Below are 15,767 nucleotides of genomic sequence, written 5' to 3' on the forward strand. Positions count from 1 at the left end.
TCGGGGCTTCGCCCTGGCCTTCGGCCACCTCCGGCCCGGGCCTGCCTTCGGACCAGCCTGCCATGGGCAGTCAAGCGCCTTCCCCACACACCACGGGACCCACCAGGCCTGCCAAGGATCCGGCGGCCTGGGTGGGGGCAAGCGGTCAGCTGGACTCGCGCTGGATCACCCGGGCCGCCATGAGGTCGTGCCGCTCCTGTGCCTCGCCCGGTTCCCGCACCACCCGGTCGACGAGGGAGGCGAGGGTGTCGCCGGTGGGCAGTTCGATCTGGACGGTGCTCAGGCGCGGCCGCAGCAGCCGGCCGATGAGCAGGTCGTCGGCGCCGACGACGGCCGTGTCCTCGGGGATGCGGACCCCGGCGTCCTGGAGGGCGCGCATCAGGAGCATGGCGTACTCGTCGTTGTACGCGTAGACGGCGTCGAGGCCGAGGTCGGGCCAGCGGGCTGCCAACCGCTCCGCCGAGATCTCGGTGTAGCTCATGGGCAGCGGCTCGACGTGCACGCCGGCCTCGGCCGCCGCGGTCCGGGCCCCGGCCAGGCGGGGCGCCGAGAACAGTCCGAGGCCCTCCTCCTCGGGAACGACCGCGCCGATGCGGCGCCGGCCCGTCGCGGCGAGGTGGGCGACGGCGCGGGCGCCGACCTCGGTCTGGTCCATGACGAGGGCGTGGGCGCCGGGAACGCTCTCGGGGCCCAGGGTGATCACGGCGCGGGCGCCGGCCCTCTTGAGGGTGGCGACGTTCCGCGGTGAGAGCGTGATCTCGCCGAGGGAGATCACGGCGACCGGCCGCAACTCGGCCCAGGCGCGGGCCGCCTGGTCGCCGCTGAGGCCGAGGCTGCCGTATTGCACGACGGTGTAGTCGAGCCGGCGCAGGGCCCATTGGAGCTCGTTGAGGAAGCGGCTGTAGAGCGGGCCGATCGGGACGTGCGGGGTGGGCAGCAGCACGATGCGGGTGTGCCCGGCGCGCAGGCTGCGGGCGGCGGCGTGCGGGACGTAGCCGAGTTCCTCCGCGGCCTCGCGCACCTTGCGGCGGGTGGGCTCGCTGATCCGGACGGCCTCGGCGTTGTTCAGCACGTACGAGACGGTCGCGCGGGAGACACCGGCCAGGCGGGCCACGTCGGCGCTGGTCGGTACGGCTGGGGCAGCGGGAGCGGGAGCCCCTGGCTTGGATGACTGTGACATTGCGCTGGCATCTTTCCAGACCGATCGGGTCCCAGGTCTAGCGGATGGCCGGAAACGAGTGCTACACAGTGGTTACACGATTCATTGACACGTGTAACCATGCGGTCGCCACGGTGTCGTCAGGGACCCCGCGGCAGCTCCACCGACGCGTCGTCCGCGCCCGGAGCGAACCGCCTCCTCCGGCGCCGCGCCGGCACGTCCCCCCATCCGCTCCCCCTGCCCTGGAGGGCACCGTGGCCCTTTCCTCCCCTGGCACCGGCACGTCCGAGGCCGCCCCCTCCCCGCGACCCGAGGCGGGCCGCGGGTTGCTGCCGCTGCTGCTGGTCGGCAACACGGCGATGTACGCCCTGTACGTCGGCGTCGCGGGCGTCCTGCTCGCGCTGCAGGTCGAGAAGATCGACCCAGCGGCGAAGGTCGCCAACTTCGGCCTGATCGGTGGGGTCTCCGCCCTCTTCGCGACGGTCTTCAACCCCGTCGCCGGGGCCCTGTCCGACCGCTCAGGCCGGCGCAATCCGTGGATCCTGGGCGGCGGCCTGCTGGCCCTGCCCGCGATGTTCCTGCTGGGGACCGTGCACACGATCCTGCTGATCACGATCGTGTGGTGCCTGGGCCAGGCGGTCATGAACGTCTACCAGGCCGCCATCACCTCCGTCGTGCCCGACCGGGTGCCGGTCGGCGCCCGCGGCAAGGCCTCCGCCGCGGTCGGGCTGGGCCTGCCGTTCGGCTCGGTGGCGGGCGCCCTGCTCGGCGCCGCGTTCTCCGACGACTACCGCACCGGGTACCTGGTGTTCGGGGCGATCGTGGCGGGGGCGGCGGTGCTGTTCACCGTGTCCACGCGGGAGGAGCGGCTGCCGGCCCGGCCGCCGGTGCCGGCGCGGCAGCAACTGGCCGCGTTCGCGGGCGCGCTGCGCGACCACGACTTCCGGTGGGCCTTCGTCGGGCGCGCCCTGCTGGTGCTCGGCTACTTCGCGGTGAGCGCGTACCAGCTCTACATCCTCCAGGACCACACCCGGCTGCCGGAGGGCATGAAGGCCGAGGAGGCGGTGGCGGTGCTGATGCCGCTGAACAGCGTGGCGATGGTGGTCTCCACCGTGGTCGGCGGCTACCTGTCCGACCGGTTCGACCGGCGCAAGCTGTTCGTCGGCGCCTCGGCCCTGCTCTCCGCGGTGGCCCTGCTGATCCCCGCGGCCTCGGCGAGCTGGCCGGCGATGCTGGCCTTCGCCGTGGTCAACGGGCTCGGTTTCGGCTGCTACATGGCGGTGGACACGGCGCTGGTGACGATGGTGCTGCCGACCGCCGAGGACGCCGCCCGCGACATGGGCGTCCTGAACGTCGCCAACGCCGGTCCGCAGATCATCGCGCCGTTCATCGCCTCGCTGGTCGTTTCCGTGAGCGGCGGCTACACCGCGCTCTTCCTCGTCGCGGCCCTCCTGTCGGTGGCCGGGGCCCTCGCCGTCCGGCCGATCCGCACCGTGCGCTGAGGCGCCCGGTCCGGCTCCGGCTCCCCCGTTTCCGCACCGCACCACCCCGAAGAAGGGCACCACCGTGCAGCTGCACACCCACACCTGGGGCGAGGGCGACCGCGTCGCCCTGCTCGTCCACGGCATCATGGCCGACCACCGCACCTGGCGCCGGGTCGGCCCGGCCCTCGCCGAGCGCGGCTACCGGGTGATCGCCGTCGACCTGCGCGGGCACGGCGCCAGCGGCCGCGGCCCGTACTCCCCCGCGCTCCTCGCCGACGACCTGGTCGAGACCCTGCCCGCCGGCGCCGAGTTGGCCATCGGCCACTCCCTCGGTGGACTGACCCTGTCCCTGGCGGTCGACCGGCTGCGGCCGGCGCGGGCGGTGTACTCCGACCCCGCCTGGCACCTGGCCGGCCCGGCCGAGGGCTTCGGGCCCGAGGTGTTCGCGGCGTTCAAGTCCGCCCCCCGGGAGCAGATCGCGGCGCTCAACCCGCGCTGGGAGGAGGCCGACGTGGACGTGGAACTGGAGACGCTGAAGGTCTGGGACGAGGGCACCGCACTGTCCCTGACCGCCCTGCTCGGCACCGACCTGCTGCCCGCCGGTCCGGTCGTGCCGTCGCTGGTCCAGCTCGCCGACCCGAGCTTCCTCGTCGACGGGGCGCGGGCGGCCCTGCTCGCCGAGCGCGGCTTCGAGGTCCGTACCGTCGCGGGGGCCGGACACACCGTCCACCGCGACGACTTCGACGGGTTCATGGCCTCGCTCGAAGGCTGGTTGTAGGACGTCCCCGGGGGCGGGGCCGCGGTCCCGCCCCGTCGGCCCCGGTTCCGCGGTCCGCTCAGCCCCGCGGCGCCGGCGACGTACCGGGACGGACGAGCTCCCGGACGGGCTCGCCGGCCAGCACCCGGACCGGGACCTCCCCGGCGAGGCGGCGGGCCTCCGCGGCGAAGGCGGTCGAGGCCGCGCCCTCCTTGCTGGTGGTCACCACCACGCCCGAGGCGTCGTGTTCGGGCGTACCGGTGTAGACCCGGAAACCGGCGACCTCGCCCGCGCCCATGACCTTCTCCAGGGCGGCGTCGAGCTGCCGCCTGCCGTACCGGGCCAGGTAGAGGTCCGCGCGGCCCGGGTCCACGGACGGATCGGCCTCCTTCGCGGCCGCCAGCAGCTTCCGTCCCTTGGCGAGGTCGGTGACGCACAGGAGCACCCGCCCCGGCGGGGAGTCCACCCGCATCTCGGCGTACACGTCCGCGAAGGCCCCCCGCCCCAGGTCGCCGACGGCCTGCGCGAGGGCCTCCGCCTCAGGGGTGTTGGCGGGGGTCCCGTCGACGGTGGTGGGGGGCGCGGCGGGCTCGTCCTGCGCCGGGTCGTCGGCCCACTGCGGACAGTCGGCCGCGGCGGCCACGAGGCTCGACCCCGACGTGTCCGGCCCCTCGTCGGTGCCGCAGCCGGTCAGTGCGGCCGCCAGCACGACCGCCGTGCAGAGCAGGGCCGTTCGGGGTCCCCCGCGCCCTGTGCCGGTACGGGTGGTGGTGATGCGCATACGTGCCCCCCATGTGGTGTCGTACGGCTGTCCGGTCCGGTCGCGTGCGGACCGGGGCTGTGACGGGGTCGACCGGCCGGCGGTTCCGCCCGACCGGTACGCGGGCGCGCCGGCCGCGGGCCGGGGCCGGGCGTCAATCGGCCGGCGGGCGCGTCCCCCGTCGGGACGCCGCCGCGGGCGGAACCGTCGCCACCGCTCGGCGTACCGTGTCCCGCGTGACTGCGACGACCGAAGTGGACCCGTACACGACCGGACCGGTGCGCACCGAGTACGCCCCGGCGCACGACGGCGACCCCGATCCCGGCGAGATCGTCTGGACCTGGGTGCCGTACGAGGAGAACGACGGGCGGGGCAAGGACCGGCCGGTCCTGGTCGTGGCCCGTGAGGTGTCCGGAACGGTTCTTGCGGTCCAGCTGTCGAGCAAGCGCCACGACGACGACCGCGAGTGGATCGCGCTCGGCGCCGGCCCGTGGGACCGCGAGGGCCGGCCGTCCTGGGTGGCCGTGGACCGGATCCTGCGCGTCACCGACGCCGGCATGCGGCGCGAGGCCTGCGCCCTCGATCGGACCCGCTTCGACCTGGTGATCACGCGCCTGCGTGAACGGTACGGCTGGGTCTGATCGACTCTCCCCGCCCTCAGGCCCCAGTAAACCCAGGAGACCCATCAAGTCCCCCGAAGCCGGCCCGGTACTTGCCCCCGGGCCGGCTTCGTCGTACGCGCCGCCGCGCCGTCGACCGGCCGCGCCACGGAGGGGCGTGTACGCACAGTGATCGGGGGAAGACGCTCGCCGAGCGCCCTTTTCGTTCACATATATCCTGGAAGGCGGATCGGCTTTCGTTCGGAAAGCGCATGCCGGGCTTGCCCACACCCGGGGCTGGAGGCAAGAGACACTTTTCGACAATCTGCCCACTTGCGGCTCGAATTCGCTCTTGAGGATTGCGCGAGAGATCGTCGAACCTCGGTGCGTAGCCTCGACCCGCGATCGTCAGAGTGTTGACAGGAGGATCAGGCAATGCCCCAGACGTCCCGTCCTGGGACCGCTCCCGCGGTCTCCGAGGCCGAGACCGAGGATCTGGTCCACGGCATCTGTTTCAAGACCGGGCCGCCCCGGTACGTCGGCGCCGAACTCGAATGGCTGATACACGACCGCGCCTCCCCCGGCGCCCCCGTCCCCGACGAGCGGCTGCACGCGGCCCACGCCGCCGCGAGCGCGCTCCCCCTGCACTCCCGCTTCACCGTCGAGCCGGGCGGCCAGCTCGAACTGAGCTCCCCGGCCGCCACCTCCCTCACCGGGTGCCTCGACGCCCTCCAGGCCGATCTGTCCGCCGTCCGGGCGACCCTGGACGACCTGGGGCTGTACCTCGTCGGCCGCGGCCAGGACTCCCGCCGCCCGCCCCACCGCATGCTGCACGCCCCGCGCTACGAGGCCATGGAGCGGTACTTCGACCGCTGCGGCCCGGCCGGCCGGCAGATGATGTGCGCCTCCGCCTCGGTGCAGGTGTGCGTCGACGCCGGGTACGAGGAACCCGGCCCCCTCGGTCACGGCCGGCGCTGGCTGCTCGCCCACCTGCTGGGCGCCGTCCTCGTCTCCGCCTTCGCCAACTCCCCCGCCGACAGCGGCCCCTACCGCGGCTGGCGGTCGTCCCGGCAGGGCATCTGGGCGGACCTCGACCCGCGCCGCAACCTCGCGCCGCCGCTGTACGAGGAGCCCCGGGCGGCGTGGACCCGGCACGCGCTGGACACCGAGGTGATGTGCGTGCAGTCCCCCGACGGCGCGCCCTGGGACGCCCCGCAGGGCCTGACCTTCCGCGACTGGGTGCGCCACGGCGGTCCGCGCCCGCCCACCCGCGAGGACCTCACCTACCACCTGACCACGCTGTTCCCCCCGGTGCGCCCGCGCGGCCACCTGGAACTGCGGATGATCGACGCGCAGCCCGGCGACGACGGCTGGCTCGTCCCGGTGGCCGTCACCACCGCGCTCTTCGACGATCCCGAGGCCGCCGAGACGGCGTACCGGGCGGTCAAGGCACTGTCCGACCGTGCCGGCCCGCACCCGGCCCCGCGCAACCCCCTGTGGCGGGAGGCCGCCCGCTCGGGTCCGGCCGACCCCGAGCTGCGCGCGGCCGCCGCCACCTGCTTCCGGGCCGCCCTGGACGCGCTGCCCCGGATGGGCGCCGGCGGGGCCGTCGTGGACGCCGTCGGGGAGTTCGCGGAGCGCTACGTCGCCCGCGGCCGCTGCCCCGCCGACGATCAGGCCGCCGCCGGTCCGCCCGCCGCCGGTCCGGCCTCCGCCGTCCGTCCGCACCGCCGTACCGGAAGGAACCGCTGACGTGAACGACGCTCCGCAGGACCTGCGCGAGCAGGCCCTGACCGCCCTCACCGCCGCGCGGCAGCGCACGGCGGGCCTCACCGACTGCGTGGACGCGGACGACCTCACCGCCCAGCACTCCCCCCTGATGTCGCCCCTGGTCTGGGACCTGGCGCACATCGGCAACATGGAGGAGCTGTGGCTGCTGCGCAACGTGGCCGGCCACGACCCCATGCACCCGGAGATCGACCCGCTGTACGACGCCTTCGAGCACCCTCGCGCCGAGCGGCCCACGCTGCCGCTGCTGCCCCCGGACGAGGCGCGCCGCTACACCGCGGAGGTCCGCGGCAAGGTCTTCGACGTGCTGGAGAAGACCCCCTTCGAGGGCAACGACCTGCTCGACGCCGGCTTCGCCTTCGGGATGATCGCCCAGCACGAGCAGCAGCACGACGAGACGATGCTGATCACCCATCAGCTGCGCAGGGGCGCGGCCGTGCTCACCGCCCCCGACCCGGACCCGCCGGCCGGCCCGCCCCCGGCCGCCGCCGAAGTCCTGGTGCCGGGCGGCCCGTTCATGATGGGGACCTCCGCAGAGCCGTGGTCGCTGGACAACGAGCGGCCCGCGCACGAGCGGGACGTTCCGGCGTTCTGGATCGACACCGCGCCGGTCACGAACGCCGACTACCAGCGGTTCGTCGCGGACGGCGGCTACACCACCCGCCGCTGGTGGGCTCCGGAGGGCTGGGAGCAGATCCGCCGGCACGGCATCGGGGCCCCGCTGTTCTGGTGGTCGGAGGGGGGCCAGTGGCTGCGCCGCCGGTTCGGGGTGACCGAGCCCGTCCCGGCCGCCGAGCCCGTCCTCCACGTGAGCTGGTACGAGGCCGACGCGTACGCCCGCTGGGCCGGGCGACGGCTGCCCACCGAGGCCGAGTGGGAGAAGGCCGCCCGGCACGACCCGGTCACCGGCCGCTCCCGGCGCTACCCGTGGGGCGACGAGGACCCCACCTCCGAGCACGCCAACCTCGGCCAGCGCCACCTGCGCCCCGCCCCGGCCGGCAGCTACGCCAGGGGCGCCTCGCCGCTCGGCGTGCGCCAGCTGATCGGCGACGTGTGGGAGTGGACCGCCAGCGACTTCACCGGCTACCCCGGCTTCCGGGCCTTCCCGTACCGGGAGTACTCGGAGGTGTTCTTCGGGCCGGCCCACAAGGTGCTGCGCGGCGGCTCGTTCGCGGTCGACGCGGTGGCCTGCCGCGGCACGTTCCGCAACTGGGACCTGCCCGTGCGCCGCCAGATCTTCTCCGGTTTCCGTACCGTGCGGGACGTCTGATGTGCCGTCACCTCGCCTACCTCGGGCCGGCGGTCTCCCTCGGGAAGCTGCTGACCGAGCCGGACCACAGCCTCTTCCGGCAGTCCTGGGAGCCGCGCCGGCAGGCCAGCGGGGTGGTCAACGCGGACGGCTTCGGGGTCGGCTGGTACGCCGAGTTCGACCCGCTGCCGGCCCGCTTCCGGCGGTTCGGTCCGATCTGGGCCGACCAGTCCTTCCTCGACCTCGCCCGGGTGGTGCGCAGCGGTGCGCTGCTGGCCGCCGTCCGGGACGCGACCGTGGGCGGGTCGGACGGGGAGGCGGCGGCCGCGCCGTTCGCCGACGGGCGGTGGTTGTTCAGCCACAACGGTGCGCTGCGCGACTGGCCGGACGCGGTGGCGGCGCTCGCGGCCGCGCTGCCGGCGGCGGAGCTGCTGTCGATGGAGTGCCGTACGGACTCCGCGTTCGTGTGGGCCCTGGTGGCGCACCGGCTGCGGCGCGGGGACGAGCCGGGTCGGGCGGTGTCCGAGGCGGTGCGGGAGCTGGCCGGGGCGGCGCCCGGGTCCCGGCTGAACCTGCTGCTCACCGACGGCGCCCGGATCCTGGCCACGGCCTGGGGCGACTCGCTCTGGTACCTCGCCGAGCCGGAGGCGCTGCGGACGGTCGTGGCCTCCGAACCGTACGACGACGATCCGCGCTGGCAGGAGGTGCCCGACCGGACGCTGCTGACCGCCACGCGCGACGAGATCAAGTTGACCCCCCTCAAGGAGCCGAACACGTGAGCCGATTCCTGCTGACCCGAACCCTCGACGAGCACGCGGCCGAGACCGCGCTGCGCGACGACGTGCTGCACGGGCTGACGACCGCGCCCAAGACGCTGCCGCCCAAATGGTTCTACGACGGCCGCGGCAGCGAGCTCTTCGAGGAGATCACGCGGCTGCCCGAGTACTACCCGACGCGCGCCGAGCGGGAGATCCTGGTGGCCCGGGCCGCCGAGATCGCTGCCGCGAGCGGCGCCCGCACCCTGGTGGAGCTGGGCTCGGGGTCGTCGGAGAAGACCCGGCACCTGATCGCGGCGATGCCCGCGCTGGACCTGTACGTGCCGGTGGACGTCAGCGAGAGCGCGTTGGCCGGGGCGGCGCGGACGCTGCAGGCGGAGCATCCGTCGCTGCGCGTGCACGCGCTGCTGGCGGACTTCACGAAGGCGCTCGCGCTGCCGGACTCCCCCGGGCCCCGGCTGGTGCTGTTCCTGGGCGGCACGATCGGCAACCTGCTGCCGGTGGAGCGCGCCGCGTTCCTGCGCGCGGTCCGGGCCATGCTCTCGCCCGGGGACGCGCTGCTGCTGGGCACGGACCTGGTCAAGGACGAGGGGACGCTCGTCGCCGCGTACGACGACGCGGCGGGGGTGACCGCGGAGTTCAACAAGAACGTGCTGGCGGTGATCAACCGGGAGCTGGACGCCGACTTCCACCCGGGCGACTTCGAGCACGTGGCCGTGTGGGACGCCGAGCAGGAATGGATCGAGATGCGGCTGCGGGCCCGGTCCGAACTGTCGGTCAAGATCCGTGCCCTGGACCTGGTCGTGCCGTTCGAGGCCGGTGAGGAGATGCGGACGGAGGTGTCGGCGAAGTTCCGTCAGGAGCGGGTCGCGGCGGAACTCGCCGCGGCGGGGCTGGAGCTCTCGCGGTGGTGGACGGACGCGGCGGGGCGGTTCGCGCTCTCGCTGGCCACCGCCGCCTGACGCGGCAGGGGCGGCGGGGCCGGTACGGACCGGGCGGGCGGCGCGTGGCGGACGTCGGGCGGCGGCAGCGGCACGGCGCCGGCCACCGCCTCCTGCACCGCGCGGGCCAGGGCCCCCCGGTCGCCGTACCGGTCGGCCGGGATCCGGGGCAGGAGCCGGAGCTCGGCCGTCACCCCGCGGGCCCGCACGACCCGCCAGAGGGAGGCACCCAGCGGGTCGTCCCCGACGAAGGCGGGGGCGGTCGCGAGGCCGCCGTCCGGGAGGCGGTAGTCGATGCGTACGGGCTGCACGGCCGCCCCCGCGTCGAGCGCGGCCTGGAACGCGGCCGGGCGGAACCGCCCCTGGGCCCGGCCGCACCACGTGCTGCCCTCGGGGAAGACCGTGACGTGCGCCCCGGCCCGCAGTGCCCCGGCGATCTCGGCGACCGTGCCGGGCAGGGCGCGGAGCCGGTCCCGGTCGATGAAGAGGGTGCCGGCGCCGGCGGCCAGGAACCCCAGGCCGGGGTAGCCGCGGACCTCGCTCTTGGCCAGCATCCGGCCGGGCAGGGCGGTGGCCACGAGCGGGACGTCGAGCCACGAGACGTGGTTGGGGGCGACCAGGTGGCCGACCACCGGCCGGGGCCATCCGTGGTGGCGGACGCGCACGCCGAACGCGCGCAGGAGGGTCCGGGCCCAGCACCGTACGGCGGCGTGCCGGGCGCGCGGGCCAAGGGGGCGGACCAGCAGGGCGCCGGGGACGCCCAGCAGGCCCACGGTGAAGCCGGCCACGAGCTGCAGCACCGCCAGGGGCACGGCCACCGGCCGGTCCGGCCGGTCGGCGCACCCTGCGGGGGTGCAGGGCGCGCCGGGCAGCCAGACGCTCGTCACGAGGGCACCAGCGACAGGAAGTGCTTCAGGTAGCGCGGGTTCGTGCGGCGCAGCGACAGCAGGACGTACAGGTCGGCGACGCCGAACTCCGCGTCGTGGGCGGGCTCCCCGCAGACCCAGGCGCCGAGCCGGATGTACCCGCGCAGCAGCGGCGGCAGCTCGACGCGCCCGGGGACGGGAACGCCCTCGGCGTTCCAGGGGCGGTGCGGGGTCACCCGGTACTCCTCGGGCGCGAGGTTGCGGGCGAGGACGGTCTCGCGGGTGGCGGCCGCCAGGGCCCCGCCGTCGGCGAGCGGTATCGAGCAGCAGCCGGCCAGCCAGTTGTGGCCGCTGCGCTCCATGTAGCGGGCCAGGCCGGCCCAGATGAGGGCGATCACGGCGCCGTTGCGGTGGGCGGGGTGCACGCAGGAGCGGCCGACCTCCACCAGGTCGGGCCGGATCGGGGCGAGCCGGCCGAGGTCGAACTCGCCCTCGGAGTAGAGCCGCCCGGCGACCGCGGCGCGCTCCGGCGGCAGCAGGCGGTAGGTGCCCACCACGTCGCCGGTCGCCTCGTCGAGGACGAGGAGGTGGTCGCAGTAGGCGTCGAAGGCGTCGGAGTCCAGGCCGGGCTCGGGGCCGTCGAGGCGGGCGCCCATCTCGCCGGCGAAGACCTGGTGCCGCAGCCGCTGGGCGGCGCGCACCTCGGCCTCGTCACGGGCGAGCCGGACGGTGTACCGGGCCTCCGGACCGCCGGCGGCGGGGGCCGCGAGCGGGGTGGGGGCGGGAGCGGGGACGGGGGCCGGGGCGGGCGCGGCCGGTGCGGCGGTGGGGGCGGGGACGGGGGAGAGCGGGGCGATGGTCATGGCGGCTCCTGGTCCGGGCAGGTCGCCAGGCCGGGTGGTGGGCCTGGCTCCTTACTTCTTCCGTGACCGGCTGGATTCGACATGACGGCGCAGGGGCCCGCGGATGTGCGGATGGCGAATGACGGGTTCGCGCGGGCCCCCGGGGGTGCGTCAGTGGTCGGCGCTGAGCACCCGGGTGATCGTCTCGTCGGCCGTGGCGGCGGCCCGCTCGGGGTCCTCGCCGTTCAGGACCGCGGTCATGTACGGCTTGATCGGGTTCTTCGCCTCGACCTCGGCCCAGCGGGCCGACTTGGGGGTGGCGCGGCCCTGGACGGCGCCCTTGGCCATGGCCGCGGCACCGTCGTTGTCGTCGATGACGTGCGCGAGGGTGGTCTTGTTGGGTACGTAGCTCATCTCCCGCGCCAGCTCGGTCTGCCACTTCTCGCTGACCAGCGCGGAGATCACCTCGACCGCGGCCCGCCGCTGCTCCGTGCCGGCGGGGATGATCAGGTCCGAGCCGCCGGTGAAGACCGCACCCGGCTTCTCGGCGGTCTTGCCCGGGACGGGGAAGTAGCCGAGCTTGCCGGCGAGCCCGGGGTTGGCCTGCTCGATCAGGGCCGCGCTGCCGGGCGGGGCGATGATCTGCGCCACCTTGCCGCGGGCGAACACCTCGGCCTGCGGGGGCGTCTCCTCGTCGGCGTTCTTCGGCCCGTCGCCGAGGGCCTGGAGCTGCTGGTAGAAGCGCATGCCGCGGAGGGCCTGCGGGCTGCCGAGGGCGCCGTTCCACTGCCCGTTGCCCTCGACCGCGAGGTCGCCGCCCTCGTCCCAGACGAAGCCGGCGAGCACGTACCAGTTCTGGCCCGGCAGGTAGATGCCCTGCTGCTCGCCCCGGTCCAGCTTCGCGGTGTCGCGGAGCCAGGCGGCGCGGGTCCTGGGCGGGGTGGTGATGCCGGCCGCCTCGAAGAGGTCCTTGTTGTAGATCACCACGCGGTTGGCCGCGTACCACGGGACGCCGTACTGCGCCCCGTCGACGCTGCCCGGGTCGGCGAGGCCCTTCAGCCAGTCCTTGCTGCCCCAGTCGCGCAGGCCCTCCAGGGTCAGCTCGGTGAGGTGGTCGGTCTCGGCGTACTGCGCGACCTGGGTGTTGCCGACCTCGATCACGTCGGCGGTGTCCTCGCCCCGGAGCACCTTGTGGACCTTCTCGCCGATGCCGGTCCACTCCTGGATCCGGATGTCCAGGTCGATGTCCTCGTGCGCGGCCTCGAACTCCTCCGTGAAGCGGTCGAGGAAGTCGTCCGAAGCGCTGCCCTTCATGAGCCAGACGGTGACCTTCCGCGCGCCGCCCGCGTCGGACCCGAGCACGCCGCAGGCGGACAGCGCCGTGACCGCCGCCACGGCGGTGCATACGGCAGAAAACATGCGCAACTTCACAGAAGCCACCTTCGGGTCGTTCGGGGATGGCTTGAAATTGGCATGGACCAATTGAACGGGTCAAGGGGATCAGGCCAGGTTTTCTTCACGGAAACCACACGCGCCATGACTCGACTCGCACCCAAACCGGAACCTTTGACGTGCTATCGGACACGGCGGCGGGAGCCCCGGACCCCGTCGCACGGGTCGGCGGCGCGGCCGACCGTCACCCGTCCGGCCCGGCGCGACGCCTCGCGGACCCGGGCCGGGTGGGGCACCGTGGAGTGAGCACCGCCACTTCGCACGGGAGCGTCCAATGTCGAACCACACCTACCGCGTGACCGAGATCGTCGGAACCTCCCCCGACGGCATCGACCAGGCCATCCGCAACGGCATCACCCGCGCGTCCCAGACCCTGCGCAACCTGGACTGGTTCGAGGTCACCCAGGTGCGCGGCCACATCGAGAACGGCGCGATCGCGCACTACCAGGTGGGCCTGAAGGTGGGCTTCCGACTGGACGGCGAGGACTGAGGACGGAGCCCCGGCCGGGGCGGTCCCCGGGGCGGTCGGGGCCCCGGCCGCCCCGGGGAGCCCGGCAGGGACCTCAGGTGCGGCCGGTCCGCTCCTGCGCGTCCTTGAGCTCCTCGGACGGCGCCGCCCAGTCGGCCCGCACCACCGCGAAACCGGCCCGCCGCGCCTCCTCGCACACCAGCTCGTCGTCGTCGACGAGCATCCGCACCGTCCGCCCCCGGGCGATCCGCCGGAGCACCTCCAGCTTCGTCGTCCGGGCCGGACGGCGGTCCTGGTCGCCCCGCATCCACAGCTTCCCGTCGGGCAGCCCCTGATCCGCGAGCCAGGCAAGCGTGTCCGCGCGGCACCGTTCCGGCCGCCCGGTCAGGTAGACCACCTCGCACTCCTCGGCGCTCTCCAGGGCCAGCGCCACCCCGCGTTCCAGCGGCGGGTCCTGCGGGGCCGCCGCGAAGAACCCGGCCCAGTCGCGCGGCCTGCGCTCCAGGAAGTGCTGCCGGTGCCCGGTGTCCGCCAGGGTGCCGTCGAGGTCGAAGACGGCCAGCGGCCGCCGCGTGCTGTCGCTTCTCGCATGCGTCATGCACGCCAGCCTAGGGACGGCCACCGACACCCCGGGAATCTCCCGGCCGCGGCGGTGTTGAACCCACCGTGAACCCGAACCGCCCCGCGCACCCCGCCCTCGCCGGGGTGCCCGTCTCCGTCCTCGACCGCTCGCGCGTCCGCGAGGGCCGGCCGCCCGCGGAGGCGCTGCGCGACACCGTCGACCTCGCCCGCCGGGCCGACCGGCTCGGCTACCACCGGTTCTGGGTCTCCGAGCACCACAGCGTCCCGGGGGTGGCCGGCTCCGCCCCCACCGTGCTGGCGGCCGCCGTCGCCGCCGCCACGTCGGCGATCCGGGTCGGCACCGGCGGGGTGATGCTGCCGAACCATCAGCCGCTCGTCGTGGCCGAGCAGTTCGGCGTGCTCGAGGCCCTCTTCCCGGGGCGGATCGACCTGGGCCTGGGCCGTTCGGTCGGCTTCACCGACGGCATCCGGCGGGCGCTCGGCCGCGGGGTGACCGACGCCGACGGGTTCGAGGATCAACTGGCGGAACTGCTCGGCTGGTTGGACGGCAGCCAGACCGCCCACCCCCAGGTGCACGCCCGCCCGGCCGAGGGCCTCGCCATCCCCCCGTACGTGCTGGCCACCGGCGAGGGCGCGGGCGTCGCGGCCCGGGCCGGGCTGCCCCTGGTCGTGGGCGACCTGCGGCGGCGCGACCGGCTGCTGGCCGCGGTCGACGCGTACCGCCGCGGGTTCCGCCCCTCGGCGTGGGCGGAGCGTCCGTACGTGGTGGTCTCCGGCACCGTGGCGGTCGCCGGGACGGAGGCGGCGGCCCGCCGACTGCTCGTGCCGGAGGCGTGGGCGCTGGCGTACTCGCGCACCCGCGGCAGCTTCCCCCCGCTGGCCCCGGCCGAGCAGGTCGAGGGGCTGGAGATGACGGCGAAGCAGCGCGGGTTCTACGAGGCCGCCCTGGCCGGCCACATCCACGGCACCGAGGAGCAGGTGGCCTCCGAGCTGGGCGGGGCGGTCGTCGAGAGCGGCGCCGACGAGGTGCTCGTCACCACCAGTACGTACGACCGCGCGGCCCTGCTGGACTCCTACGGGCGCCTGGCCCGGCTGGCCGGGCTCACCCCGCGGCCGGCGCCGGCGGACCCTCGACCGGCTCCTGGAGCTCCGTGACCCAGCCGCCGCGGTCTTCGGGGCACTCCAGGTAGAGCTCGCGGGCGTAGCCGCGGGAGCGGTGGCCGTTGGCGTCGATCCAGGCCGCCAGGGTCTGGGCGGTGGGCAGCACGTCGTCCATGGAGCCGCGGTGGACGATGGTGGCGGCCGCCTCGACGGCCGGCAGCTCGACGATCTCGAAACCGCCGGCCGCGGCTGCCGCAGCGGTGGCCGACGCGGGGACGGGCAGCGCGGCGTGCACGAGGACCGCCCCGCAGCCCGGTCCGTCGGCGTCGTCCGGGCCGGCCGCCGCGGCCCGGCCGGATCCGGACGCCGGGGGGTGGTCCTCGTACAGCGCGACGGCGGGGCCGGTCGGTTCGATGCCCGCCTGCGCCAGTCGCCGGCACAGCTCGTCGAACAGCGGGCCGACGACCGGCCCTACGGCCTCGGGCTCGAAGCCCTCGGCGACCGCGCTCAGCCGGGCCACGCGTACGGCCGGGATCCGCTTGACGACGACGTCGTGGGTGCTCATGCGCCCCTCGCTCTCGATCGACCGGAGCCTCGCCTCGACCTGGGCCAGCCGGGCCTCGGCCGCCGCCCGCGCCGCCGCCAGCTCGGCCCGGCGCAGCCGCAGCATGGCGCGCAGTTCCTCGGCCCCGACCCTGTCGTCGACGATCTCCCCCACCTGCTGGAGGGTGAAGCCGAGGTCCTTGAGGGCGATGATGCGGTTGAGCCGGGCGAGCTGGGCGGCCCCGTACGAGCGGTAGCCGGTGAACGGGTCCACGCGGGCGGGCCGCAGCAGGCCGAGGGCGTCGTAGTGCCGCAGCATACGGACCGATACGCGGCCGTGCCGGGCGAAGTCTCCGATGGTGAACATGACGTCCCCTACTGCACGGTCTCACACGGTGT

Annotated in this window: 16 protein-coding genes; 9 read left to right on the top strand and 7 right to left on the bottom strand. The window is 74.8% G+C overall.

Features of this window, described 5'->3' with window-relative positions:
- Window positions 1–145: 145 nt before the first annotated feature.
- Window positions 146–1,180 (bottom strand): LacI family DNA-binding transcriptional regulator, encoded by a 1,035-nt coding sequence (locus ACIQCH_RS09045; protein WP_402579540.1) that lies wholly within the window; start codon window positions 1,178–1,180, stop codon window positions 146–148.
- A 233-nt stretch (window positions 1,181–1,413) separates the two neighbouring features.
- Here ACIQCH_RS09045 and ACIQCH_RS09050 point away from each other — a divergent pair, with 233 nt between their 5' ends.
- On the top strand, window positions 1,414–2,661 hold the full coding sequence (locus tag ACIQCH_RS09050; RefSeq protein WP_402579542.1) for an MFS transporter: 1,248 nt from the start codon (window positions 1,414–1,416) through the stop codon (window positions 2,659–2,661).
- Between the two features lie 64 nt (window positions 2,662–2,725).
- A complete protein-coding gene (locus ACIQCH_RS09055) occupies window positions 2,726–3,421 on the top strand; it encodes an alpha/beta fold hydrolase (protein ID WP_402579544.1) in 696 nt (231 codons plus the stop codon).
- Window positions 3,422–3,479: 58 nt separating this feature from the next.
- Here the strand turns inward: ACIQCH_RS09055 and ACIQCH_RS09060 are convergent, their stop codons facing one another.
- Window positions 3,480–4,181, bottom strand: coding sequence for a hypothetical protein (locus tag ACIQCH_RS09060; protein WP_402579546.1), 702 nt, complete (start codon window positions 4,179–4,181; stop codon window positions 3,480–3,482).
- A 206-nt stretch (window positions 4,182–4,387) separates the two neighbouring features.
- Here ACIQCH_RS09060 and ACIQCH_RS09065 point away from each other — a divergent pair, with 206 nt between their 5' ends.
- The 5 genes from ACIQCH_RS09065 (at window position 4,388) to egtD (ending at window position 9,534) form a co-directional block, all read left to right on the top strand.
- Window positions 4,388–4,801: a type II toxin-antitoxin system PemK/MazF family toxin gene (locus ACIQCH_RS09065; protein WP_402579548.1), complete on the top strand. Its 414-nt coding sequence runs from the start codon at window positions 4,388–4,390 to the stop codon at window positions 4,799–4,801.
- 393 nt (window positions 4,802–5,194) lie between these two features.
- On the top strand, window positions 5,195–6,511 hold the full coding sequence (gene egtA / locus ACIQCH_RS09070; protein ID WP_402579550.1) for an ergothioneine biosynthesis glutamate--cysteine ligase EgtA: 1,317 nt from the start codon (window positions 5,195–5,197) through the stop codon (window positions 6,509–6,511).
- A gap of 1 nt (window position 6,512) precedes the next feature.
- Window positions 6,513–7,817: an ergothioneine biosynthesis protein EgtB gene (gene egtB / locus ACIQCH_RS09075; RefSeq protein WP_402579552.1), complete on the top strand. Its 1,305-nt coding sequence runs from the start codon at window positions 6,513–6,515 to the stop codon at window positions 7,815–7,817.
- Window positions 7,817–8,575 carry an ergothioneine biosynthesis protein EgtC gene (gene egtC / locus ACIQCH_RS09080; protein WP_402579554.1) on the top strand — a complete coding sequence of 253 codons (759 nt, stop codon included), beginning with the start codon at window positions 7,817–7,819 and terminating at the stop codon, window positions 8,573–8,575. Before egtB ends, egtC begins: the two co-directional genes overlap by 1 nt.
- Window positions 8,572–9,534 carry an L-histidine N(alpha)-methyltransferase gene (gene egtD, locus ACIQCH_RS09085; RefSeq protein WP_402579556.1) on the top strand — a complete coding sequence of 321 codons (963 nt, stop codon included), beginning with the start codon at window positions 8,572–8,574 and terminating at the stop codon, window positions 9,532–9,534. The genes egtC and egtD overlap by 4 nt, the downstream gene beginning before the upstream one ends.
- Here egtD and ACIQCH_RS09090 read toward each other — a convergent pair.
- The 3 genes from ACIQCH_RS09090 to ACIQCH_RS09100 form a co-directional block, all read right to left on the bottom strand.
- Window positions 9,429–10,400 (bottom strand): lysophospholipid acyltransferase family protein, encoded by a 972-nt coding sequence (locus ACIQCH_RS09090; protein WP_402579558.1) that lies wholly within the window; start codon window positions 10,398–10,400, stop codon window positions 9,429–9,431. The two genes, egtD and ACIQCH_RS09090, sit on opposite strands and share 106 nt — an antisense overlap.
- Window positions 10,397–11,242 carry a GNAT family N-acetyltransferase gene (locus tag ACIQCH_RS09095; protein ID WP_402579560.1) on the bottom strand — a complete coding sequence of 282 codons (846 nt, stop codon included), beginning with the start codon at window positions 11,240–11,242 and terminating at the stop codon, window positions 10,397–10,399. Before ACIQCH_RS09095 ends, ACIQCH_RS09090 begins: the two co-directional genes overlap by 4 nt.
- 150 nt (window positions 11,243–11,392) lie before the next feature.
- On the bottom strand, window positions 11,393–12,652 hold the full coding sequence (locus ACIQCH_RS09100) for an extracellular solute-binding protein (RefSeq protein ID WP_402579562.1): 1,260 nt from the start codon (window positions 12,650–12,652) through the stop codon (window positions 11,393–11,395).
- Window positions 12,653–12,947: 295 nt separating this feature from the next.
- Here ACIQCH_RS09100 and ACIQCH_RS09105 point away from each other — a divergent pair, with 295 nt between their 5' ends.
- Complete coding sequence (locus ACIQCH_RS09105; protein WP_030194405.1) at window positions 12,948–13,163, top strand: dodecin; 216 nt, start codon at window positions 12,948–12,950, stop codon at window positions 13,161–13,163.
- 73 nt (window positions 13,164–13,236) lie between these two features.
- Here the strand turns inward: ACIQCH_RS09105 and ACIQCH_RS09110 are convergent, their stop codons facing one another.
- Window positions 13,237–13,740: a hypothetical protein gene (locus tag ACIQCH_RS09110; RefSeq protein WP_402579564.1), complete on the bottom strand. Its 504-nt coding sequence runs from the start codon at window positions 13,738–13,740 to the stop codon at window positions 13,237–13,239.
- A gap of 68 nt (window positions 13,741–13,808) precedes the next feature.
- Here ACIQCH_RS09110 and ACIQCH_RS09115 point away from each other — a divergent pair, with 68 nt between their 5' ends.
- Window positions 13,809–14,879 carry an LLM class flavin-dependent oxidoreductase gene (locus ACIQCH_RS09115; protein ID WP_402579566.1) on the top strand — a complete coding sequence of 357 codons (1,071 nt, stop codon included), beginning with the start codon at window positions 13,809–13,811 and terminating at the stop codon, window positions 14,877–14,879.
- Here ACIQCH_RS09115 and ACIQCH_RS09120 read toward each other — a convergent pair.
- Window positions 14,827–15,735, bottom strand: a complete 909-nt coding sequence (locus ACIQCH_RS09120) for a MerR family transcriptional regulator (RefSeq protein ID WP_402579568.1) — start codon at window positions 15,733–15,735, stop codon at window positions 14,827–14,829. The genes ACIQCH_RS09115 and ACIQCH_RS09120 overlap by 53 nt on opposite strands.
- Window positions 15,736–15,767: the final 32 nt, after the last annotated feature.

Source organism: Streptomyces sp. NPDC093225 (assembly GCF_044753805.1).
Taxonomy (GTDB): Bacteria; Actinomycetota; Actinomycetes; order Streptomycetales; family Streptomycetaceae; genus Streptomyces.